This is a genomic window from Paenibacillus jepli (genome assembly GCF_047238105.1).
GTDB lineage: Bacteria > Bacillota > Bacilli > Paenibacillales > Paenibacillaceae > Paenibacillus_D.
In genome coordinates, this window is sequence record NZ_JBDFMD010000001.1 from 5406519 (window position 1) to 5428790 (window position 22272).

The following is a 22272-nucleotide window of genomic DNA, read 5'->3' on the forward strand; positions in this document are numbered from 1 at the left end:
ATCCGCGAAGCAAGGGGGAGAGGCTATGGGAAGGCTGGAGCATGCGGGAGGCGGCCTGGGAGAGATGCAGATGCATCCCAAATTCGTCTATCGGTGGATACGCAGAAGCGGGTGGCGCATGGAGCAGGCGCGCAATCCCTATATGGCGTTCTGGCTGGTGCTGGGCGGCGAAGGGCGGCTCACCCTGCACAACGAGCAGTACAAGGTAAGGGAAGGGGATCTGGTATCGATCCCCCCGAATGAAACGTTCGATGCCGAGCATGCGGGAGATGGGGATGCGGCGCTGGAGTACATGGCGATCGGTTGCGATTGTCGGGTCGGCTCGCTTCATCTGAGCGAATATTATCCGGTCCGGCCGGTGGCTCCGATCGATACATTGAAGGAGCGCATGGAGCTGCAGCACATATTCGCTGAGCTGCAGGGACGGTGGGAGCCCTTCGTCAGGCAGGCGCGGCCGGAGCTGGCGGAGTACATCCGCATACAGTCGCTTCTTCATCATTGGCTTGCCATGGCGCTCCACCACCTGCTGCCCGGCCCCGCAGCCAGGCCGCGGGCAGTGGACGAGCGGGTCGAGCGCTTGTGCTCGCTGCTCCGCGAGCGTTATGCCGACAAGTGGACGCTGCGCGAGATGGCCGCCGCGGTGCATCTGAGCGAGAGCCATCTGCGCTGCCTGTTCAAGCGGAGCCTGCAGCTCACGCCTATGGCGTATCTGCTCCGGGTCAGATTGCTGAAGGCGAAGGAGCAGATGCAGCGGACCGACGAGCCGATCCGGATGATTGCGGAAGTGACCGGCTTTGAGGACTGGAATTACTTTAGCCGGGTTTTCCGCAAAGTTGAAGGCGTCGCACCCAGCGTATACCGGCGCAAGCATGCCGCGACGTAACGCTACAGGCCCATCCGCTCATATTGCTCGGGCGGGGCATCGGAGGCTGCCATGAGCGTCTTCATGAGCTGCATCATCCTGCGCTCTGCGGCGGGGTCGTCGATCGGCCGTCGCTGCTGGGGGTCGGCAGCCGTGTCATAGAGCGCAGTAGGAAGGGTGGCAGCCTGGACCGGCCGCGGGACGGCGTCCATCTTCAGCAGGCGGCAGCCCTTGGTGAAGGACAACGGCCCGGACAGCTCGGCTGTGCGCAGCATGTCCAGCGAAGTGAAGGCCCGGTCGGTGCCATGACCGGTGGGCATCAGCGTATATTCGTACAGTGGCTTGTTGTCCGCCGTTGACGGCGCGCGCATATACACATAACGTCCATCGGTACAGTTGATCTGGCCGCCGAAGATGCCGAACAGCGCGGCCTCGCGCACCGGCGTATCTCGGGCGATCGTGTCGCGCAGCGGGCGGCCGGTCATGGTGTCCGGGATGGCTACCCCGAACCAGTCCAGCAGCGTCGGCGCCAGATCGATGGTCTGGACGAGGCTGTCCCGCCTCACGCCTGCCGCGCCGGACCGGGGGTCCCAGATGTACAGCGGCAGCCGGACCATCTCATTGTAGTAAGGCATCTTCGTCTTCGCCCACCATCCATGTTCGCCGAGCAGGAAGCCGTGATCGGTATTGACGATCAGCATCGTATCCTCCCACAGGCCCAGCTCATCCATCGTATCCAGCACCTGCCCGAGGTACGCGTCGCACATGCTGAGCAGCGCCGCATATTCATAGCGGATGTGCTCGATCTGCTCCGGGCTGTGTCCTTCGGTACGGCCATAGGGAGGCCAGTCGAATAACGGCCCGTCATAGCTATGCGGGTACAGCGCCTTGTACTTCTCGCTGCTGAAAAAGGGCTCATGGGGATCGAAGGTCTCGATCTGCACGAACCAGTCGTCCTTGCCGGCCTGGGAGCGGATAAAGTCCAGACCGAGCTCGAACGTCAGCTTCTGCGAGTGGCGGTCCTCGTCCGGCATCTGCAGTCGGTTGGCCCAGTTGATGCGCATATCCGGGGCATTCAGGTGCTCGGGCACATCGGCCTCGTCTGCGGGCGCCTTCCAGTGATCGAACTCCTGCCCGCGGACGATCTCCCAGCTGGCGTATCGGTTGTGGTAGGTCGCTCCGCCATCCTCCCAGTAGTGGTAATGGTCGGTGACCAGGTGTGTATAGATGCCGTGCTCTTTGAGCTTCTCCGGCATGGATTCGTCGTATGGCTCCAGCGGTCCCCAGCTCCCATGCAGGAAGTTGTAGCGCCCGGTATGCAGCTCCCGCCGGGCAGGCATGCAGGGCAGACTGCCGGCATAGCAGTTGTCGAACTGCGCGGAGCGCTCGGCGAGCCTGCGGAACTGCGGCGTATGCGTCCAGTCGCAGCCGTACGAGGAGAGCAGGTGGCGATTCAGGGAGTCGAACATGATCATAATAGCTTTCATACGTCATCACCTTCCAGTTGATTGATTTCTCTATCTACGATAATGCATTCAGATCTGTACAGGAACGCAGAAGACGCCGGGATAGTAGGACGATCCGACTTTGATTGTCTTGGACGCAGGAGGCGAAGAATCGTTGAATCGTCCTATTTAATCCTTCTTTCGTGTCTCGTGCGAGGCGATGCGAAGGAGGTACACTGACTGGGAAAGGAGAGATTCGCGTGAGCAGTTCATTCTATCAGAGACTCGGAGACGCGCCTGTCGGCGGAGGCTTCGAGCTGGACGATTACTGGGTGTGGTGCGGTTCCCCGGTCCGGGGAGAGGATGGGCGATACCATCTGTTCGCCTCGCGCTGGCCCAAGGCGCTGACATTCTCGCCCCACTGGCTGACCAACTCGGAGATTGTCCGGGCCTCCTCGGATACGCCTGTCGGCCCCTACCGGTTCGAAGAGGTGGTGCTGGGGGAGCGGGACGCAGCATTGTGGGACGGCGGGATGCAGCACAATCCGACGATTCATTATTATAACGGCACTTATTATTTGTATTATGTCGGAACCACCTACACCGGCGGCAGACCCTCTCCAGAGGCGCCGGAGCTTGTGCGCTCGCCGAAGGCGCTGGAGGCCAGAGCCAATCAGCGGATCGGACTCGCCACCTCTTCCTCGGTATTCGGTCCCTGGAAGCGAAGCGATACGCCGATCCTGGAGCCTCGTCAGGGAAGGTGGGATGCGCTCATGACGACCAATCCGGCGCCCTGGATCCGGGAGGACGGCAGCGTGCTGCTAGTCTACAAATCGGCGGCGGATCAGCAAGACCTGCTCAGGTTCGGCATCGCCCGGGCGCCGCATCCGACAGGACCTTACGAACGCGCATCCGAGGAGCCGATCTTCCGCTTCGACGAGACGGGGGATCATATCGAGGATGGCTATATCTGGTGGTCGGCAGGCAAGCGCCGTTACGAGCTGATTATGAAAGACATGAAGGGAGGACTGAGCGGAGAGCTGCACGCTGGCGTTCATGCGTACTCCGCAGACGGCTTGTCGTGGACGCTGTCCCAGCCGCCCAAGGCCTATTCGCGCCGTGTGCGCTGGGATGACGGGAGCGTGACGGTCCAGGCGAGCTTTGAACGGCCGCAGCTGCTGCTGGAGAACGGCGAGCCTGCCTATCTGTTCGCGGCAACGGCCGAGGGACCGGGCGGGTTCGACACGGCAGTCCGCACCTGGAACATGGTGATCCCGCTTCTGGCCGAAAGAGAGGAGCCGTAGTCCGGCTCTTCCCGCAAAGGAGGTGAACCCGGTTTAGGCGTCAGGCAGACAACCGCTCAGGCGGACTATTATTTGAATCAAGGGAGGATGCAGGGCTATGAGAATGAGAGCTTGGTACAAGGCCATCTGTCTCACGATTGCCATCACCATGACGGCCATAACGGTGCCTTATGCGGCAGCGGAACAATTGCAAGCGTATACATTTGAGGAGGTGTTCGGCGAGCTGCTGGATACTCACGGCGAACTGATCACGTCCGAGGACATGTATGACACGTTTGACAAGTCAGGCAAGGTCTCGGTCGTGGACCTTGATTACGAAGGCACGACACAGAAAGGGCTGTACGCCGAAGTCGACGATCTCGGCGACGCCCGGTGGAGCACACAGTCCTTCTTGGATCTGGCAGGACCGATCCATGAAGGCGATGTCATCTTCATCGCTTACAAGCTCAGAGGCATCGAGAGCCTGGACGAGGCGAATGAAGTGACCGTCTCCGATAAAGTCCGGCCCTCGCCGTCCCGTCCGGGGAGAAGCGTCGGGGTCGATGCGACAGTAATCGCAGACGGCGAGTGGAATCAGATCTTCGGCGGCGTCGTCGCGACCTGGGACACGCAGGAGGGAGAGACTCCCCAATTTGTCATCCACATGGCCTACGAGCTGCAAAAACTGGAGATCACAGATATCCAGATCATCAATTTCCGCCAGCATATCGATGTGTCCCAGCTCCCCCAGATGGACCGCGAGATCACGTATGAGGGCAGAGAGGCCGATGCGCCATGGCGGGCGGCGGCGGCTCAACGCATCGAGGATATCCGCAAGTCCGATGTCGTGGTGAAGGTCGTCGACGACAATGGAGCTCCGCTGTCCGGCGCCGAGGTAGCTGTCCGCCAGAAGCGGCATGCCTACAGCTTTGGCAGCATCATGAACTTCAATGTTATCGACAGCGACCGGTCGCAGGCGCTGAAGGACCAGTATCTGGACCTGATCCGGATGACCTCGAACAGCAGCGGCGAGACGAACAACCTGAAGTGGCACCGGATCTACGAGATGGAGGACAATATCGAACGCAATCTGAGCTGGGCCGAGGAGAATGAGCTGAAGATGCGAGGTCATGTGCTCATCTGGGGTCAGTGGAGCAAGCCGCCCGCACATCTGGTCGCCGAGATGCAGAGCGACCCCGAGCTCTTGCGCCAGCGCACGCTGGAGCATATCACGACGGCGGTGACGAAGTACAAGGGCAGACTGGAGGCATGGGACGTCGTCAACGAGCCGCTGTCCTCGCAGGACTTCACGAATGTGCTGGGGAACGAGGTCATGCTCGAATGGTTCGCGGCCGCCCATCAGGCCGATCCCGACGCCCGCCTGTTCCTGAATGATTACGGACTGCTGACCAATGATGTAGGCCATGGCAATTACACGTACAATCTGCTTGAATATCTGGTCGACAATGAAGCCGATATCCACGGATTGGGCATGCAGGGCCATTTCAGCGGAAGAAATCCGGTAGCGCCTGTCAAGATGCTGGAGATACTGGACCGGTTCGGCGGACTGGGGCTGGATATCGAGGTGACCGAGTTCACGTTCGATACACTGGATGAGCAGCTGCAGGCGGATTTCTGGCGGGATGTGCTGACCGTCATGTTCAGTCACCCCTCCACTACAGGCTTCCATACCTGGGGACTCTGGGAAGGCCAGATGGACAAGAGCGGTTCGGCGATGTTCCGCCAGGACTTCTCGATCAAGCCCAACGGCGAGGTCTGGATGGATCTGATCTATAATCAGTGGTGGACCGACGAGGCGGGAACGACCGATCAGCATGGGGAATTCCATACGCGCGCCTTCCACGGCGAACATGAAGTAACGGTCACGCATAATGGGGAGGAAGTAACGGCCGACTTGGTATTGGACGCGGACGGCGCCGAGCTGATCGTAGCATTGGAGACGGCAGGAGAAGCGAACCAGCCGCCCTCCGGCTGGTACGGCGGCGGGTATGTGCCTGTAGTGGCCGAGGACAAGGAGGAAGAGATGGAGGAGGATGCGGAACAGACAGCGGACCCGGAGCCGTCTGCCGTTGACCCTGCAGGGGAGCCGGAACCGTCTGGCGGGCCTGCTGCCTTCGGCGATACCGACGGGCACTGGGCGGCGAGAGAGATCGCCCGGCTGGTGGAGCTCGGCGCGATATCCGGATATCCCGACGGCACATTCCGTCCGGACCGCGACATCACAAGAGCGGAATTCGCCAAGCTGCTGGCGCTGGTGTTCGGTCTGGACGTGAAGCCGGGCCATACGTTCAGCGACACTTCGCAGCACTGGGCCAGAGATTATATCGCTGCCGCATATGAGAGCGGCATCGTGGAAGGCTACGGCGCCGGGTCGTTTGGGCCGGACGACCGGATTACGCGCGAACAGCTGGCGGTGATGCTGATGCGCGCGGCCAGCCTCGGCTCTTCTGGCGCGGATGCGGCATTTGCAGACACTCAGGAGCTGTCGTCCTGGGCGGCTGAAGCAGTAGCTGCTGCACAGCACCATGCGGTCATTAGCGGCTACCCGGACGGCAGCTTTCGGCCGAGGCAGCCTGCTACCCGGGCAGAAGCGGCGACGATGATCGTCAATGCCGGCAGCCTGGGCTGAGCAAGAGACTGACGGGAGCTGCAGGGCGGGACGGGAGCTGCCGGGCAGGCGACAGGCTGCGGGCGCTTACTCCCCGTCCTGAGCCAGCCGGACCTTCAGCCGGTATTCGGTAGGGGTGCTGCCGTATTGTCTTTTAAAGAGCGTAAAAAAGTACTTTTTGTTTTCCCAACCGACCTGATGGATGATCTCGTCTACTGTATCGCCCGTGTCCTGCAGCAGTCTGGCTGCTTGCTGCAGGCGCGCTTCGGTCAGAAACTCCGAGATCGATTGCTTGTTATGCTCGCGGAACAGCTTGCCGAGATAGGCGGCTGACAGTCCGACATGCTCGGCTATGCGATGCGTAGTCAGCGTCTTATCCGTAAAGTGAAGGAGGATGTATCGCTCTGCGCTGTTGACCAGGCGGAGCGATCGTTCTCCTTTATTTTGGTTGATGCGCTGGGCGATGAGGCCGAAGAAGGCCTCGAACTCGTCATGAATCTGCTGCAGGGTTTCGAGCGATTTGATCTTCTGGTCGAAGGCGATGAAATCCGTCTCGAAGGTGACCGAGCTGTTCCGCTCAAGCGTGCCCAGCGTCTGGAAGATGAGCGCGGTCATCATCGACAGACTGTGCATCAGCTCATTATAGCTGGTCGCCTCCAGACGAGCGGCCATCTCACGGTACATGCGCTGCATATCCTCGAAGCTGCCTTTGCGGATCGCATCCATCAGCTGGCTCAGCGCCTGGTGCTCGATCGGATGCTCCGCATAGCTCTGTTCATCGAATTCGGCAGCGGTCAGCAGGCAGCCGTGACCGAGAAAGATCCGGTACCGCGACATGTCCAGCAGTTCGCGGTACTGCATGCCTGCTTCGCGCAGACTGCCTGAAGCATCGCTCAGGAACAGCGACAGCGAGACTGAGCAGAAGCGCCGGCAGCCGGCCTGGATTTCCTCGCCGAGCCGGCGTGTCTGTCCGCTCTCCGCATCCTCGGTGTTGAGGATGAGGACCACATGATCCCCGCCCATATCCACACCAACGCCTGGCTGGTGCGCATTGACGATCTCCTCCGCAATATTCATCATGGCATATTTGATCAATGCCTGATCCTGATCGCTGTAAGCAGACACAAACTGCGCATACCGATCGATTTTGAGCAGCATGAGCGCCACACCGCCGTGCGCATCCAGGGGGATGCGGTATTCCTGAAACCGCGCTTCCAGGGCAGCCGGAAGGGTCCGGTCCAGTACATTTCTCAGCAACGTCTGCCGCAAGGCATGGATATTCGAATTTTTGAACAAGGCGAGCGAGCTCAGCTGGCTCTTCGTGGTGTTCATGGAACGGGAGATAAAGGAAAACTCATCTTCACGCCCCTCCGCCTCCGGCCGGGAAGGCCATGCGCCGACTTCCTCGCGAAGACGGCGTACCGGAGAATACAGGCGTCTGGACAGCAGGAAGGCTACGATCAGGCAAGTGATAAACATAGCGAAGCCGATCAGCAGCGTAATCGTCCTTACTTTGTTGACGGTGTCTGCAATATAGGCATACGGAGTAATGCTGACCATCGTCCACCTTGCATCGGTGGACGTGGAGTAGCTTAGTACAGATGCTCGTCCGTCCACCTCATCGAGCGCATAACCCGCCGCTGGGCTGCTGCGCTGCAAGGCCTGGACATAGCTCTCCCCGGAGAGGTCCGACAGAAATTGCCGGCGGTCGGAATGCGCCACGGCCCGGCCGTCGGCATCCAGGACGAGCAGCGACTGGCCTTCCAGACGTTCCTTCTGGCCGTAGGAGGCCAGCGTACTGAACAGCCATTCGATGCGCACGTTGACGATCAAGGCCTGGACCGGCATCGCGGCATCGAGACGGTAATCGGCCAATACATAGGTAAACACCTGCACACGGCCGTCGTTTTCGCTGGAGACGGGCACGCTTCGGGGCACCGGCTGTCCCGTAAGCAGCTGCCGCCGGTCTTTCAGCAGCGCTGTCATTTCTTCGTCATGGAAGTCGGCACTGCTGCGCGATATCGCATTGGCGCCTGTCATATAGAAGATATCCTCGCTGCCATTATAGATATACACCGAGTACAGGTAAGGCGCGCTGTTCACCGTGGTATCGAGCGCGCGGAGGCTGTTCAACGTATCCAGGACGGACGAGCTGTCCCCGCTCATGAGCTGCAGCGTATCCGGATGATGGTACAGCGCATTGGAATAGGTCTTCATATAGGCGTGCAGCTGGAGCGCGTTTTCGAAGGAGGTCTGGATCTGGCGCTGGTCGGCGCGGTAGAGCAAGTCCAGACTGTAGGATTTGAAATTGACGTACAAAAAGACAGTCAGAATCAGAATCATGATGGAGATCGAAAAGGCGATGGTCGTAAAAAGCTTGTAAAAGTAAATTTCGTTTCCCCGATACCTGATGCGCTTCCACATTCCCATCCCTGCCTTTCCGATTGTAAAGCATCCCAATTATATGATGAATGCCCCCGGGATAGGAAGATGAGCCGTGCAATTTGCCGATTATTAGACGAATTCGCTGATTTTGAACCTTTAGATCCGCTTGCAATCCACTCATTCGCACGATTTGACTCTATCCTCGGGCCCGGGGAGGTCATTACGATAGAGGTATTAAATCGAATCACGAGGTGGCGTAATGAAACATGCAGGGACAACCGCAGTGCACTCCGGGAGCGAGGACGGGGAACGGAGCTTCCTGAGCAGGAAGCTTCAAGCCCTGCGCAAGAGCTTTCGCAAAAACCGTTTTTTATTGTTGCTCGCTTTGCCGATGATCTTGTTTACGTTTGTTTTCAAATACATCCCGATGGCAGGGTCGATCGTCGCGTTCAAACGGTATCAGTTCAATCAGGGCATCTTCGGCAGCGAATGGGTAGGCTGGAACAATTTCAAGTTTCTGATCCAGTCTCCCGACCTGGGAAGACTGCTCCGCAATACGCTGGGCTACAATATCATCTTCATTGTGTTGACGCTCATCTGCGCGGTAGGGTTCGCCTTGCTCTTGTATGAAGTGACAAGCAAAGGGGCGCTGAAGGCGTATCAGACGATCATGTTTATCCCGCATTTCCTCTCCTGGGTTGTCGTAGCTTTCATGGCCTATGCTTTCCTGAACGCCACGTCGGGCATGCTCAACCAGCTGCTGGAGCTGGTCGGCTTGACAAGGGTGGATTGGTACAATACGTCAGGGCCGTGGGCCTTCATCTTTCCGCTTGCCCATCTGTGGAAGGAGATCGGCGTCGCCTGTCTCATCTATTATGCCGCGCTGATGGGCATCGACCCGACGTATTATGAGGCGGCCAGGATCGATGGGGCCAACCGGCTGCAGATGGTGTTCCGGATCTCGCTGCCCTTCCTGTATCCGATCATGACGATTCTGACGATTCTGGCGATCGGCAACATCCTGGACGCCGACTTCGGCTTGTTCTATCAGCTGCCGATGAACTCGCCGTCGATCCTGGAGACGACGGATGTGCTCGATACGTACATTTTCCGGGCGCTGGTCGAGCTGGGCGATATCGGAATGTCCAGTGCGGCGGGGCTGGCCAAGTCGGTGGTGGGGCTCGTGCTGGTTATCGGGGCGAATGCGCTGGTACGAAAAGCTAACGAAGAAAATGCGTTGTTTTAGCTGCCGTTGCAATAAAGAAATGAAAGGAGCGTTCTCATGAATCGCCGCAAGCCTATCCCGCTAGCGAGTTTGTCCATTCACGTATTTCTCATCGCAGTATCCGCCGTATTTATTGTCCCGCTCTGGTCCTTGCTTGCGATCTCGATATCGAAGGAAGCGGACATTATGGCCTACGGCTACCGGCTGCTGCCCAAACAGATCGATTTTCACGCGTATGCCTATATTTTCTCTACGCCTGCCGTTATATGGAACGCCTATAAAGTAACGATAATCATGTCCTTGGCGGGCTCCATCCTTTCGGTACTGATGATTTCGATGTGCGCCTATGCGCTCTCGCGCAAGGACTTTGCCTATCGGCGCGGCGTCACGTTCTTCTTGTTCTTCACGATGCTGTTCAACGGGGGGCTCGTCCCGACGTATATCCTGATGACCAACTATCTGAAGCTGCAAAATACGTATCCGGCGTTGATCATCCCGCTGATGGGCAGCGTATGGTTCCTGCTGCTCATGCGGACCTTCTTCCAGCAGCTGCCGGGCGCCCTGGTCGAATCGGCGACGATCGACGGCGCGGGCGAGTTCAGGATCTATTGGCGCATCATCCTTCCGCTATCGACGCCGGTGATGGCGACGATCGGCCTGCTGCAGCTGCTGCAGTACTGGAATTCGTGGTTCCAGGCGCTGCTGTATATCTCCGATAAAGAGATGTACCCGCTCCAGTACCTGCTTCAGGTCATCCTGAGGAATATGGATGAGATCATGCGAAGCATGAACCAGGGGCTTTCTCTTCAGGCGGCCGAGATCGCCAGCCTGCCGACAGAAAGCGCACGCATGGCGATGGCGGTCCTGTCGATCGGGCCGATGCTGATGATCTTTCCCTTTTTTCAGAAGTATTTTGTAAAAGGTCTGACCGTCGGCTCGATCAAAGAGTAGGCGTGACGCAATGCTGATCTCCGAATTAAGGTTGGATCCTTGTCCGACTTTAAGATACATTCATAACAAGAGATATAGGAGGGTACACACAATGGCAACGACCCGCAATCTGGCAAGCAAGAAATGGAATCTGGCGCTGGCGGTGATGCTGATCTTGAGCATCGTAATCGCCGGCTGCTCCTCGGGACCCGAATCTGCAGACAACAATCCGCCTGCAGCACCGAACGGGGGAGGGGAAGAGACCAATGCGACAGCAGAAGACCCGCTGGAGCCGGTCAAGCTGCGCTGGTATCTGAGGCAGGCCGAGCCCAACAATGCACAGTCGGTATTGGCCCGCTTCAATGAAATGGTAGAAGCGAAGATCAACGCGACCGTCGAATTCATCTTCGTCAATCCTGCGGACTATGACAGCAAGATGCAGCTGGCCATGTCTTCAGGGGAAGCGTATGACCTGGCTTTTACCTCCGCCTGGTCTAACAATTATCAGAATAACGTCTCCAAAGGGGCCTATGTGGCGCTGGATGAATACCTGGAGAAGCTCCCGAATCTGAAGGGAATGTTCCGCTCCGAGATCTGGGATGCGGTCAGGATGGACGGACAGATCTATGGCATCCCCAACAAGCAGATCATGAACAACCAGCAGGGCTACTGGTTCCAGAAGGCGCTGCTCGACAAGCATCAGCTTGATGTAAGCGGTATCGCCAAGCTGGAGGATCTGGAGCCTGTGCTGCAGACGATCAAGGACAATGAGCCGGAGGTGTATCCGGCGAGAGAAGGCATCTTCTACACCTTTACCGAGTTCAACCCGCTCGTCGTACAATTCCACAATTCCGACGGGGTGCGCGTCGATGCCGAGACGCTGAAGGTGATCGATGACTCGGAGCTGCTGCTGGAGCGCTTCAAGCTGCTCCGTGACTGGAATCAAAAAGGGTTCTTCCCGCCGGATGTAGCTACGCTCAAGAATCAGAATGAGCTGATCCAGGCCGGCAAGATCTTCTCGATGTACAGCCGCCAGAAGCCGGGCAATGAAGCGGAGATCCAGAAAAACTTCGGCATCGATGTCGAGGTCATCGCCGCAGGTGAGCCGGTGATCCAGCAGAGCTCGGTGCAAAGCTCGTTGACGGCGGTAAGCACAAGCTCCGACAATCCGGAGCGTGCGCTCATGCTGCTCGACCTGTTGAATAGCGATAAGGAAATCTACAATACACTGGTGTTCGGATTGGAAGGTCAGGACTACACGAAGGTATCGGACGAACGGATCGAGCCGATCGCCGGAGGCTATTACGTGACCAACTGGATGGTGGGCAATGTGTTCAACAGCTACCTGATTCCGGGACAGGCAGACGATGTGTGGCAAGCTACGGAGCAGATGGACGAGGAAGCGATCATTGATCCGCTGATCGGCTTTGTGTTCGACCGCACCCCGGTACAAAATGAAATCGCCCGCTGCATCGCGACCTCCAAGGAATTTATCCCGATTCTGCAAAACGGTCTCGACGATGCCGAGAAGGTATTTGCCGAATACCAGCAGAAGATGAAGGCTTCGGGCATCGAGCTTGTAAAAGAAGAAGTGGAGCGGCAGCTCGCCGAATGGAAAGCGACGCAAGGCTAGTCCATTCCAAAAAAATGGAAGGGTGGTTCACGAAATGAAACAATGGTTATCCGTTATCGTGATCGCGGCTATGGCCGTCGGTTTGTTCGCCTTGCCCACGGAGCAGAGGCTCCAAGCGCAGTCGCCGCCGGTGTCGCTTCTGCCGAACTCGGGACTGGAGACGCTGAATCCCAATAACCCTGCGATGCCGCTTGGCTTCAGTGCGAATGGACAGCAAGGCGTTCAGGTTCAGGTTGCCAGTGTCACAGATGAAGTATATGCAGGCGAACGGGCAGCTCTGGTCAGCGCCAGGACCGTGGCCTGGACCGGGATACAGACGCAGATCCAGCAAGTTGTCGCGGCGCATGGTGCAGAGGTCTATAGCATCAGTGCGTATATGAGACTGGCTTCCACAGGCGCCGCGAATGCCCGAATCAATCTAAAAATTGTGGGTCATGACAATGGCATCCTGCGAGAGGACAATTTAACCAACAGTACGGTCATCACCGAAGCTTGGACCCAGGTGCAGGCGAATGTAGATTTTACTGGCCTTGATCTGGATGATGTGAAAAATATCCAGATTAGCTTCAATACCCATTCGCTCGACAGCTTCTATATCGATGAGCTTAGCTTGCTCAAGCAGCCAGAGGAGCCTGGAGAGGAAGAACCGGACATCGGCGATGCCGTCTATTATGTTTCTTCAGCAAGCGGTGATGATGGCGCGGGCGACGGCAGTGAGCAGAACCCTTGGCGCACCATTCAAAAGGCGGCCGATGAAGCTGTCGCGGGCGATACCGTCATCATCCGCGAGGGCACGTATCGGGAGACGGTCAAGCCTGCTGTCAGAGGGGTGGAGGCGCATCCGATTACGTTTCGCGCGTATCCGGGAGAGCAGGTCACGGTCAGCGGCGCGGATGAAGTAACGGGCTGGGTGCAGGACGAGGGCCATATCTACCGCGCCTCTGTCGCCATGGAGCTCGGCCATGAAAATCAGGTGTTCTACAACGGGGAGATGCTGTTCGAGGCCCGTTGGCCGAATGCCGGAGGTTATACTCCGGATAAGCTGCTGGAGTTCGACAAGGCCACGATGGATGAGGGCACGACGGCGACGACTATAGTCGATGCGCAGCTGCCGGATTATGACTGGACCGGGGGCTCGGTATGGGTGAACAGCGACCATCGCTGGCTAAGCTGGACCGGGCTCATCACCGGTTCGGGCACGGGGTCGCTCGAGATTGTGAACAATGCCGATGCTGCGGGCAACCATCTGGCCAAGGCAGGGGGCAGCTATTACGTGTACGGCATCAAGGACGCACTGGATACCGCAGGCGAGTGGTACTACGATGGCGCATCGCTGTATGCCTGGGTGCCCGGAGGCGGGAATCCGAACGGGCTGATTGAAGTGAAGAAGCGCCTATATGCCTTTGATCTGGCGGGCAAGGATCACATTCATTTGGAAAACTTGCATATTCATGCCGCAACGATCAAATACGACCAGCAATCCGATTATAATGTGCTGGATGGCGTCACCATGCGTTATCTTTATCATTCGAATCGGGCAGATCAGGCGTATCTGTCTCAGCTGGATACCGGCCTGATGGTATTCGGTACGCACAATGAAATTCTCAATAGCGAGATTGGCTACGGTTCCGGATCCGGTGTCGTGCTGAAGGGTGATGATCACCGTGTTGTGAACAGCCATATTCACGATTTCAATTACATTGGCTCGTATGCAGCCCCGTTAATCTTCAACGGCAAGCGCAACCTTGTCAGCCACAACACTATTCAACGGGCCGGACGTTCGGTTGTCGGCCGGGGCAATGATAACGGAGGTTTTTATGACTCGCTGCTGCAATATAATGATTTAGGCTACGGCGGTTATTTGACGGCAGATCTCGGCTTGCTCTATTTCAATGCGCAGGATGGGGGCAATTCGGAGATCCGGTACAACTGGCTGCATGACAATTATGCGCCGGTCAATCAGCACGGGCTCCATTTCGATCACGGGGTAAAAAATATGATCGTGCATCATAACGCGGTATGGGGCGTGAATGGCAATGCATTCCGCAATAATATGCATACCAATTATGTACTGTGGCTTAACAATACGGGAACGACCGCAGGAAGCAACGGCTTCGGCTCGACCTGGGCGGCGGCGATGGAGATGGACCAGCACGGGTCCCAGTGGATCAATAATGTAACGACAGGCGGCATCCTGATCCAAGGCAGCAATGCCACCATCTATAATAATGAGACGAATTATGGCGACCTGATCGACAACAAGTATCTGACTAGCGGCACCGCACCCGTAGACTCGGCTGTGATGCTTCAGGGCATCACTGATGCCTACTCGGGCCAGGGACCGGACCGGGGCGCTTACGAGCTGGGGCAGACACCATGGACGGCAGGCCATAACTTCCTCAGCCCGCCTGTCCAGGTCGATGTATCACGGACTGCGGTGCGGGAGCGCAACCGGGTCATCAACGCCTCTTTTGAAGCGGCCGAGCTTGCGCCATGGCAGACGTCCGGCAACCAGGTCGACTTGCATAACTTCTCTTCCTTCCAGTGGGACGTGAACAAGACGACGCTGGTCGGTCATTACAGCGCCAGACTGGGCAGCGGCGTCAATGAAATCTATCAGGTCATAGAGGATCTGGAGCCGGACACGACGTATGAATGGATGGCGAAGCTGCGTGTCGACGCCGGCGAGCAGGCGTGCATCGGGGTCAGGGATTACGGCGGTGCGGAGGTATGCAGCGATCCTGTTGCGAGTACCAACGCCTTGTGGCAAAAGACACTCCTTACCTTTCGCACCGGCGAGCAGGCGACCTCGGCTACGGTGTATGTGAAGAAGCTGTCGGCCGGATCGGGCAGGGTGTATGTGGAGGATACGGGCTTGCAATACAAAGACCCGCTTAATGACGTATTGATCCAGGCCGAGGAACTGGCGCGGCTCAACCCGCAGCTTCCTGCCGCAGTGCTGGCGCAGCTGCAACAAGCGACCGAAGCGGCACGCGAGGTAATAGAGGATGCGACGGCTTCATGGCAAGAGAAATCGGACGCTGCCGCATCACTGCAGGCTTTGAACGAGGTTACGGCTGCCCGAGTGGAGCTGTTGAAGACGATGGAGACTGCGGACAGCAAGCATGCTGCCGCCGTCGAAGGCGGAGCAGTCGGTCAATATGAGCCGGGCGCCAAAGCGCAGCTCTGGTCGGCGATTGAGGAGGCGGAGGAGCTGCTGCAAGACCTGCAAGCTACGATGCAGGAGCTTGAACTGGCACATCAGGAGCTGGAGGCGGAACTGGATACGTTTCTTCAGCGGGTGAACAAGACGCCTCTGACGGCTCTGGCGCGGGCGGACATGATCTCCATACTGCAGGATCTGCCGCAATGGAGCAGTCAGACGAATGTACAGCCTCAAACAGATGGCAGTCTGGCATTCCATGCAGTCAACAAGTATCTGGGCGAGACCTTCCGCGACGAGCTGTTCGAGTTCGATCTGCGCTATACCTTCAATGGCATGAGCCGGGACTGGCCGGGTATTGTGCTGCGTTCGCAGAAGGAATCGTCCAGCTTGATCTGGCAGTCGGCAGATACCGCGTATCTGATCGTTCTCAAGCCCAATCAGTGGGAGCTGCAGCGGTTTGTCGATGGAGCCGGAGGGATAATCCGCACGACGCCGAACACCCATTTTGCAGGCGGACAGCAAACGTACCGCGTCCAGGCAGGTACGGAGGATATGGCAGATGGGGTCAGGATCTTCCTCTATGTGGATGGCGTGCGCGTGTTTGATTATATAGACACGGAGGCGCCGCTTATGCTGGACGGTTATTTCGGCTATCATAACGGGCCGGATACAGGGGCGATTACTGTGATTGCGGTGGAGGACTGATTATGAAAGCCATTATGTGCATGTTCGACACGCTAAATCGGCATATGCTGCCGCCTTACGGCTGCGATTGGGTGCATGCGCCCAACTTCCGGAGGCTGGCGCAGCGGTCGGCGACGTTTGATGGCAGCTATGTCGGCAGCATGCCGTGCATGCCGGCCCGCCGGGATCTGCATACGGGACGGTACAATTTTCTGCATCGCAGCTGGGGGCCGATCGAGCCGTTTGACGAGTCAATGCCCGAGCTGCTGAAGCGCCAGGGGATCTACACGCATCTCGTGACGGATCACCAGCATTATTGGGAGGATGGCGGAGCGACGTATCATACACGGTACAATAGCTGTGAGCTGATTCGCGGTCAAGAGGGCGATCCCTGGAAAGGGTCGGTCAACGATCCTCAGGCGCCGCCGCACCTTAGCAAGACTTTGGCAAACGCGATGTTCCGCCAGGATGTCGTGAACCGCAGCTATATCCGCGAGGAGGCGGACTACCCGCAGGCGAGAACGTTCGCCGCCGGCCTGGAGTTCATCCAGGCCAATGCGTCGGCGGACCGCTGGTTCCTGCAGCTCGAAACGTTCGACCCGCATGAGCCGTTCCATGCGCCGCAGCGGTACAAGGATCTTTATCCCCATGCCTATGAGGGACCGGTCTTCGACTGGCCGAATTATGCCAAGGTGCAAGAGACGCCCGAGCAGATCGAGCATTGCCGTTATGAGTATGCGGCGCTGCTCAGCATGTGCGATGCGTACCTCGGGAAGCTGCTGGATACGATGGATGAGCTGGACCTGTGGCAGGATACGATGCTGATCGTCAACACCGACCATGGTTTCCTGTTGGGGGAGCATGACGAATGGGCGAAGTGTCATCAGCCGTTCTACAACGAAGTGGCGAACACGCCGCTCTTCATCTGGGATCCGCGAAGCGGGGTGCAGGGCGAGCGGCGGGCCAGTCTGGTCCAGATGATCGATATGGCGCCGACGCTGTTGGACTACTTCGGGGTGCCGATCCCGGATACGATGCTGGGCAAGCCGCTGCGCGGAGTTATCGAGCGCGATCAGCCTGTACGGGAGGCGGCGCTGTTCGGCATCCACGGCGGCCACGTCAATGTGACGGATGGAAGGTATGTGTATATGAAGGGGCCGGCGGACGCATCGAATCAGCCTTTATACAACTACACGCTTATGCCGGCGCATATGAAAAGCCTGTTCACGCTGGAGGAGCTGCGGGGGGCGGAGCTGGCCGAGCCGTTCGGCTTCATGCATGGCGTGAGGCCGCTCAAGATCGGGGCCGGGCTGAAGCACAGGAAGCTGGCGCTGGACACGCTGCTGTTCGACCTGGAGCGCGACCCGAAGCAGGAGCAGCCTTGCCGAGATGCCGGGGAGGAGGCGAGACTTGCCGAGCTGCTGCGGCAGCTGCTGCAGGAGCATGAAGCGCCGCAGGAACAATACGTCCGGCTTGGCTTGGCCGCAGAGGGGGGAGCGGAGAGACGATGACAAGACACCCGGTGAGAAGCAAGCGCCCCAACATCTTGTTTCTGCTTGCCGATGATCAGCGCCATGATACGATTGGCGCGCTCGGCAACAGCGAGGTCATGACGCCTACTCTGGATCGGCTGGTCCGCGCCGGCTTCACCTTCACCCAGGCCCATATCCCCGGCGGCACGGTCGGCGCTGTATGCATGCCGAGCCGTGCGATGCTGCACACGGGACGAACCCTCTTCGCGCTCGAGCAGCATGGTCAGCGCATCCCTCAGACGCATGCGCTGCTGGGCGAGGTGCTCCGGCAGGAGGGGTATCGCACATGCGGCATCGGCAAATGGCATAACGGACCGGATGCTTATGCCCGCAGCTTCACCGACGGCGCGGAGATTTTCTTCGGCGGCATGTGGGACCACTGGAATGTGCCGGCTTGCGCATTCGATCCGACGGGACAATACGCGGGCCGGTCGAAGCATATCCTCGATCCGATGCGAACCCGCAGTACGGTGCGGATGGCGTGTGACCATATCCGGCCTGGCAAGCATTCGACAGAGCTGTTCGCGGATGCGGCCGTTGACTGGCTGAACGGATACGAGAGCGAACAGCCGTTTTTCCTCTATGTCTCATTCATGGCGCCCCATGATCCGCGAAGCATGCCGGAGAGGTTCCGTGAGCGCTATGATCCGCAGCGGCTGCGGCTGCCCGAGAACTTCCTGCCGGAGCATCCCTTCGATTACGGGATTCGTGGCATTCGTGACGAGCTGCTGGCGCCGCAGCCTCGCACAGAAGCGGATGTGCGCGAGCATCTGGCAGACTACTATGGCATGATCAGTCACCTGGATGAAGAGACAGGCCGCATACTGTCGACCTTGAAGCGAAGAGGGCTGGACGACAATACGATCATCGTCTATTGCGCGGACAACGGGTTGGCGCTGGGGCAGCACGGGCTCTTCGGCAAGCAGAGCGCGTATGAGCACAGCATCCGCGTACCTCTCAGCCTGAGCGGTCCGGGGATTCCGCAAGGGGAGCGCAGCGGAGCCTATGTCTATCTGCTCGACCTCTTCCCGACGCTGTGCGAGCTGGCGGGTGTACAGATTCCGCCATCCGTGCAAGGGATCAGCTTTGCTCCTGCTCTCGGGGATAGCCAATGGACGGGCAGGGAAACGCTGTATGCGGCCTACGAGAGCAAGGTGCGCGCGGTAAAAGACAACCAGTACAAACTCATCCAGTACCGTACGGCGGAGGGTGTTCGCACCCAGTTGTTCGATCTCCGGAGCGACCCCGGGGAGCGCTGGGATCTGTCCGGGCAGGAGGCGTTCAAGACGATTGAAGCCAGGCTGCGCGAGGAGCTGCTGCGGTACAAGTCCGAATGGAAGGATGAGCAGCATCCCGCCGGGGCGCTGTACTGGCAGCAGCAAGGCGGTACGGAAGGTTGAGGGAAGGAGGCATCAAAGCCATGCCAAAAAATATCGTGTTTATCGTCTGTGACGAACTCCGTTACGATTCCTTGGGTTACATGGGTCACCCTCTGGTCCGGACGCCTCATATCGACCGATTGGCCGGGGAGGGGCAGATCTTCGAGCAGGCGTTCTGCGCTTCGCCGTTATGCGTCCCATCCAGAGTCGCGATGTTCACGGGTCAATACATCAGCCGCAATGGCGCTACCTTCATGTATGATGAGCATCATGTCGGCGGAGCGCGCGGCGCCTTTTCCATCGAGACGATGAAGGCGCACGGCTACAAGCTGGGCCTGGCCGGGAAGAACCATACGTTTACTGATGAGTACATGGAGCAGTGGTTCGACTATCGCGAGGAATACTCGCACTGGGGCAAAACGCATGGCATGATTACGGAGGCGGACAAGGCGGTATATCGTTACCGGCACGAGGAGAAACGGGAACGCTTCCTGCAATCCGGCGAAGATGCCTGGTCCCGTACTTCGGATACGGAGGGGATCGTTCTTCAGGAAGGCTGGATTGACGAGGCGGAGCCGTTCCATGAAACGTTATGTCAGACCCACCGCATTGCAGAGGATGCGATCCGGTTCATGAAGGCGTGCGGGGAGCAGCCGTTTTTCCTGTACTGCTCCTTCCCTGATCCGCACTGGCCCAATGTCGTATGCGAGCCTTATCATTCGATGTACGCTCCGGATCTGATCGAAGAGTTGGACGGTCTTGACATCGACTGGTCCAGTCATCCCTTCGCACATTATGTACAATCCCAGGTCAATGGCTTTGACAGCTACAGCGCGGAGCAGCGCAAGCATATAATTGCCGCTTATTACGGGATGATCACGTACATCGACAAAGCGGTTGGTATGGTGATGGATGCCATAGAGCGGCAGGGCCTGGCTGAAGAGACGATCATCGTCTTCACGGCAGACCACGGCAACTTTGCCGGCCGGTACGGCATGATCGGCAAGACGAAAGCCTTCTATGACTGTCTGCTGCGGATCCCGCTGGTCATGAAGGCGCCGGGTCTGGCGGGAGGCGGCCTGCGCCGGCAAGCGCAGCTCAGCAATATCGATTTGTTCCCGACGCTGTTCGAGCTCATCGGGCTGCCGACTGGCAGCGACGTGCAAGGCGTTTCCTTTGCGGATGTGCTGCGCGGCAGCAAGGATGAGCATCGTACCGAGATATTCGCCGAGGTCGGGATGGAGGAGCCGCCGCCGCCGCCGCTCGATAACCTGGCCGACTTTGCCGAGTTTGCCAGAGAGCAGGCAGCCGCACGCGGGACGAGATGGTTCCTGGACTATACGGTGCGGGGACGCAGTGCCTGCATTCGCAAGAACGGCTGGAAGTACAGCTACTACACCGGCGACCGGGAGGAGCTGTACGATCTGGAGAACGATCCGAAGGAGATCTGCAATCTGGCTGCGGACCCCCGGTATGGGGCGAAGCTGAGCGAGCTGCGTGCGGCGCTGATGGAGCAATTGCTGCTGGCGCCGCTGACACCGAAGCTTTAGCGCTGTGGGGAGACGTCTGGTCGAGCTTGGAGAGGTCATGCTTAGATGTATGTCGAATGGTGGATAAAAGTATTTAGCTAAGGCCTGTGCATGAGAGCATAGGCCTGTTTGCTCGTTTGTTTTCGAGAAATTTGTTCAGTCCAATAAAGAAATCTATTCATTATTTAAAAGATCCGGGCATGTTAAACTGGGCATTGCAAACGTATGCTCGGGTTTGCTTCCGAAGGAGACAGACCGGTTCGTGGGCAAAGAAGGAGAGGACATGTTGAGTACAGATCAATTTGCAGATATTGCCTCTGGAGGAATGAACTTTGCGGACAAGGGTTAATCGTAAAAGAACCGCATCGCCTAGGTGATGAAGGACAGGAGATAAATCTAAGCGTTGTAGAGGACGATGGATTATTTGTCCCGGAAAACAAGCTTGAGACTCATGAGCAACTACAACAATTGTTTGAAGAGAATAGGCAGCATTATGCCCCGTTTATGCGCAATAAGCAGCTTGCCTCCCTTCAGCGACGGGGCATATTAGTCCGGGATAAGACAGCTTATTTAGATGCGGAATGGACAACACCAGCCGAGCTGAAATAAAAGGAAATGAAAAAAATTGAATGAAGAACGTAATATTGCTGTGGTTTACGTCGTCTATGTAATAGGTGAGCTCTTCCGATGACTTTGCTTTACTTGAGCAAGAGCAACTTGAGAACGCTAACTAATTGAAGAATACTTGCTACTGAAAGTTAAACTGAAATCGGGGGACGGGGGTGAAAAAGATTTTGGATGGGTAGAGCTGATCTAAATCCAAAGCTTGAACTGTATAAGGAGGCAAATTGTACATGAAGAAATGGTTCGCGTTTACCTTGGTAATGGTATTAATAATGTCATTCGCTACTGCTGCTTTTGCTCTTAGTCCAGAAGAACAAGTTAAGCAAAGGGCATCAGAGTCCAATCCTGCATTGCGAAAAAATGTAGTCAATGATGGAATCGCAGCAGAACTGCAACGGATTGCAGAGGAATATGAGGTTGGAGAAGCCCTGAGTCCCGAGGATGCTGAATTTATTAAAAAGCATGCGCCAATTCGGTTTAATGAAGCTGAAGTAGAAAAAGACGGGAAGACTGTCACGATTGCGGCAGACACCGATTATTTTGAAGGATACAACAATAATGGCTTAATTGATGCCGGTCTACAGGTTTTTTTTCAAATGACTAAAGGAACCATCAACCACAGCTTGCGCACATACATGCTTGCCTATGATCGGGATGGTACAACCCGTCCTAGAATTACCAACTCTATGAATTTCAGCGGGTACGGATTTATTGGTACAGATGGAGTCATCGGGAAAGTTGTTGATTTTACACAATCAAATTCTTGTACCAATAGAAGTGACTGCACTATGGACCAAACTACACCTTTTACCGGTATAATGATCTATGGATATGCAGCGCCGGTGTCACAGATTTTTTATAGTGCTGGCACAGACGCAAATAGTGTAACCATTAGTACTGTCACCCCGTGGTGATGAGAAAAGGGGCTGTCTCAAAAGCAACTTCATTCGCTTGATGAGACAGCTC

General features: G+C 57.3%; 13 protein-coding genes. 11 read left to right on the top strand and 2 right to left on the bottom strand.

The window, feature by feature from the left end; all coding sequences use genetic code 11:
- Positions 1 to 25: 25 nt before the first annotated feature.
- A complete protein-coding gene (locus ABC336_RS22940; RefSeq protein ID WP_413240853.1) occupies positions 26 to 883 on the top strand; it encodes a helix-turn-helix transcriptional regulator in 858 nt (285 codons plus the stop codon).
- A gap of 2 nt (positions 884 to 885) precedes the next feature.
- On the opposite strand, the gene ABC336_RS22945 is transcribed toward ABC336_RS22940, so the two are convergent.
- Positions 886 to 2349, bottom strand: a complete 1464-nt coding sequence (locus ABC336_RS22945) for a sulfatase (RefSeq protein WP_413240854.1) — start codon at positions 2347 to 2349, stop codon at positions 886 to 888.
- A 218-nt stretch (positions 2350 to 2567) separates the two neighbouring features.
- Here ABC336_RS22945 and ABC336_RS22950 point away from each other — a divergent pair, with 218 nt between their 5' ends.
- Together ABC336_RS22950 and ABC336_RS22955 are read left to right on the top strand one after the other, a co-directional pair.
- Positions 2568 to 3611, top strand: coding sequence for a glycoside hydrolase family protein (locus tag ABC336_RS22950; protein ID WP_413240855.1), 1044 nt, complete (start codon positions 2568 to 2570; stop codon positions 3609 to 3611).
- 97 nt (positions 3612 to 3708) lie between these two features.
- Positions 3709 to 6240, top strand: a complete 2532-nt coding sequence (locus ABC336_RS22955) for an S-layer homology domain-containing protein (RefSeq protein ID WP_413240856.1) — start codon at positions 3709 to 3711, stop codon at positions 6238 to 6240.
- Between the two features lie 66 nt (positions 6241 to 6306).
- On the opposite strand, the gene ABC336_RS22960 is transcribed toward ABC336_RS22955, so the two are convergent.
- Complete coding sequence (locus tag ABC336_RS22960) at positions 6307 to 8643, bottom strand: helix-turn-helix domain-containing protein (RefSeq protein WP_413240857.1); 2337 nt, start codon at positions 8641 to 8643, stop codon at positions 6307 to 6309.
- A gap of 220 nt (positions 8644 to 8863) precedes the next feature.
- Here ABC336_RS22960 and ABC336_RS22965 point away from each other — a divergent pair, with 220 nt between their 5' ends.
- From ABC336_RS22965 to ABC336_RS23000, 8 genes are all read left to right on the top strand, one after another.
- Positions 8864 to 9850 (top strand): ABC transporter permease, encoded by a 987-nt coding sequence (locus ABC336_RS22965; protein WP_413240858.1) that lies wholly within the window; start codon positions 8864 to 8866, stop codon positions 9848 to 9850.
- Between the two features lie 36 nt (positions 9851 to 9886).
- The gene (locus ABC336_RS22970) at positions 9887 to 10780 is read left to right on the top strand and encodes a carbohydrate ABC transporter permease (protein WP_413240859.1); all 894 of its coding nucleotides are present in this window, start codon (positions 9887 to 9889) and stop codon (positions 10778 to 10780) included.
- Between the two features lie 91 nt (positions 10781 to 10871).
- Complete coding sequence (locus ABC336_RS22975) at positions 10872 to 12392, top strand: ABC transporter substrate-binding protein (RefSeq protein WP_413240860.1); 1521 nt, start codon at positions 10872 to 10874, stop codon at positions 12390 to 12392.
- Between the two features lie 34 nt (positions 12393 to 12426).
- Positions 12427 to 16263, top strand: a complete 3837-nt coding sequence (locus ABC336_RS22980) for a carbohydrate binding domain-containing protein (RefSeq protein WP_413240861.1) — start codon at positions 12427 to 12429, stop codon at positions 16261 to 16263.
- Between the two features lie 2 nt (positions 16264 to 16265).
- On the top strand, positions 16266 to 17753 hold the full coding sequence (locus tag ABC336_RS22985; protein WP_413240862.1) for a sulfatase: 1488 nt from the start codon (positions 16266 to 16268) through the stop codon (positions 17751 to 17753).
- Positions 17750 to 19174 carry a sulfatase family protein gene (locus ABC336_RS22990; RefSeq protein WP_413240863.1) on the top strand — a complete coding sequence of 475 codons (1425 nt, stop codon included), beginning with the start codon at positions 17750 to 17752 and terminating at the stop codon, positions 19172 to 19174. The genes ABC336_RS22985 and ABC336_RS22990 overlap by 4 nt, the downstream gene beginning before the upstream one ends.
- Before the next feature lie 20 nt (positions 19175 to 19194).
- Positions 19195 to 20703 carry a sulfatase family protein gene (locus ABC336_RS22995; protein ID WP_413240864.1) on the top strand — a complete coding sequence of 503 codons (1509 nt, stop codon included), beginning with the start codon at positions 19195 to 19197 and terminating at the stop codon, positions 20701 to 20703.
- A gap of 833 nt (positions 20704 to 21536) precedes the next feature.
- Complete coding sequence (locus ABC336_RS23000; protein ID WP_413240865.1) at positions 21537 to 22220, top strand: hypothetical protein; 684 nt, start codon at positions 21537 to 21539, stop codon at positions 22218 to 22220.
- Positions 22221 to 22272 lie beyond the last annotated feature (52 nt).

Bases quoted from the DNA above. Each gene is read 5' to 3' on its own strand.
- ABC336_RS22940 (WP_413240853.1), top strand. From the start codon at position 26: ATGGGAAGGCTGGAGCATGCGGGAGGCGGCCTGGGAGAGATGCAGATG.
- ABC336_RS22945 (WP_413240854.1), bottom strand. From the start codon at position 2,349: ATGAAAGCTATTATGATCATGTTCGACTCCCTGAATCGCCACCTGCTC.
- ABC336_RS22955 (WP_413240856.1), top strand. From the start codon at position 3,709: ATGAGAATGAGAGCTTGGTACAAGGCCATCTGTCTCACGATTGCCATC.
- ABC336_RS22960 (WP_413240857.1), bottom strand. From the start codon at position 8,643: ATGTGGAAGCGCATCAGGTATCGGGGAAACGAAATTTACTTTTACAAG.
- ABC336_RS22965 (WP_413240858.1), top strand. From the start codon at position 8,864: ATGAAACATGCAGGGACAACCGCAGTGCACTCCGGGAGCGAGGACGGG.
- ABC336_RS22970 (WP_413240859.1), top strand. From the start codon at position 9,887: ATGAATCGCCGCAAGCCTATCCCGCTAGCGAGTTTGTCCATTCACGTA.
- ABC336_RS22975 (WP_413240860.1), top strand. From the start codon at position 10,872: ATGGCAACGACCCGCAATCTGGCAAGCAAGAAATGGAATCTGGCGCTG.
- ABC336_RS22980 (WP_413240861.1), top strand. From the start codon at position 12,427: ATGAAACAATGGTTATCCGTTATCGTGATCGCGGCTATGGCCGTCGGT.
- ABC336_RS22985 (WP_413240862.1), top strand. From the start codon at position 16,266: ATGAAAGCCATTATGTGCATGTTCGACACGCTAAATCGGCATATGCTG.
- ABC336_RS22990 (WP_413240863.1), top strand. From the start codon at position 17,750: ATGACAAGACACCCGGTGAGAAGCAAGCGCCCCAACATCTTGTTTCTG.
- ABC336_RS22995 (WP_413240864.1), top strand. From the start codon at position 19,195: ATGCCAAAAAATATCGTGTTTATCGTCTGTGACGAACTCCGTTACGAT.
- ABC336_RS23000 (WP_413240865.1), top strand. From the start codon at position 21,537: ATGAAGAAATGGTTCGCGTTTACCTTGGTAATGGTATTAATAATGTCA.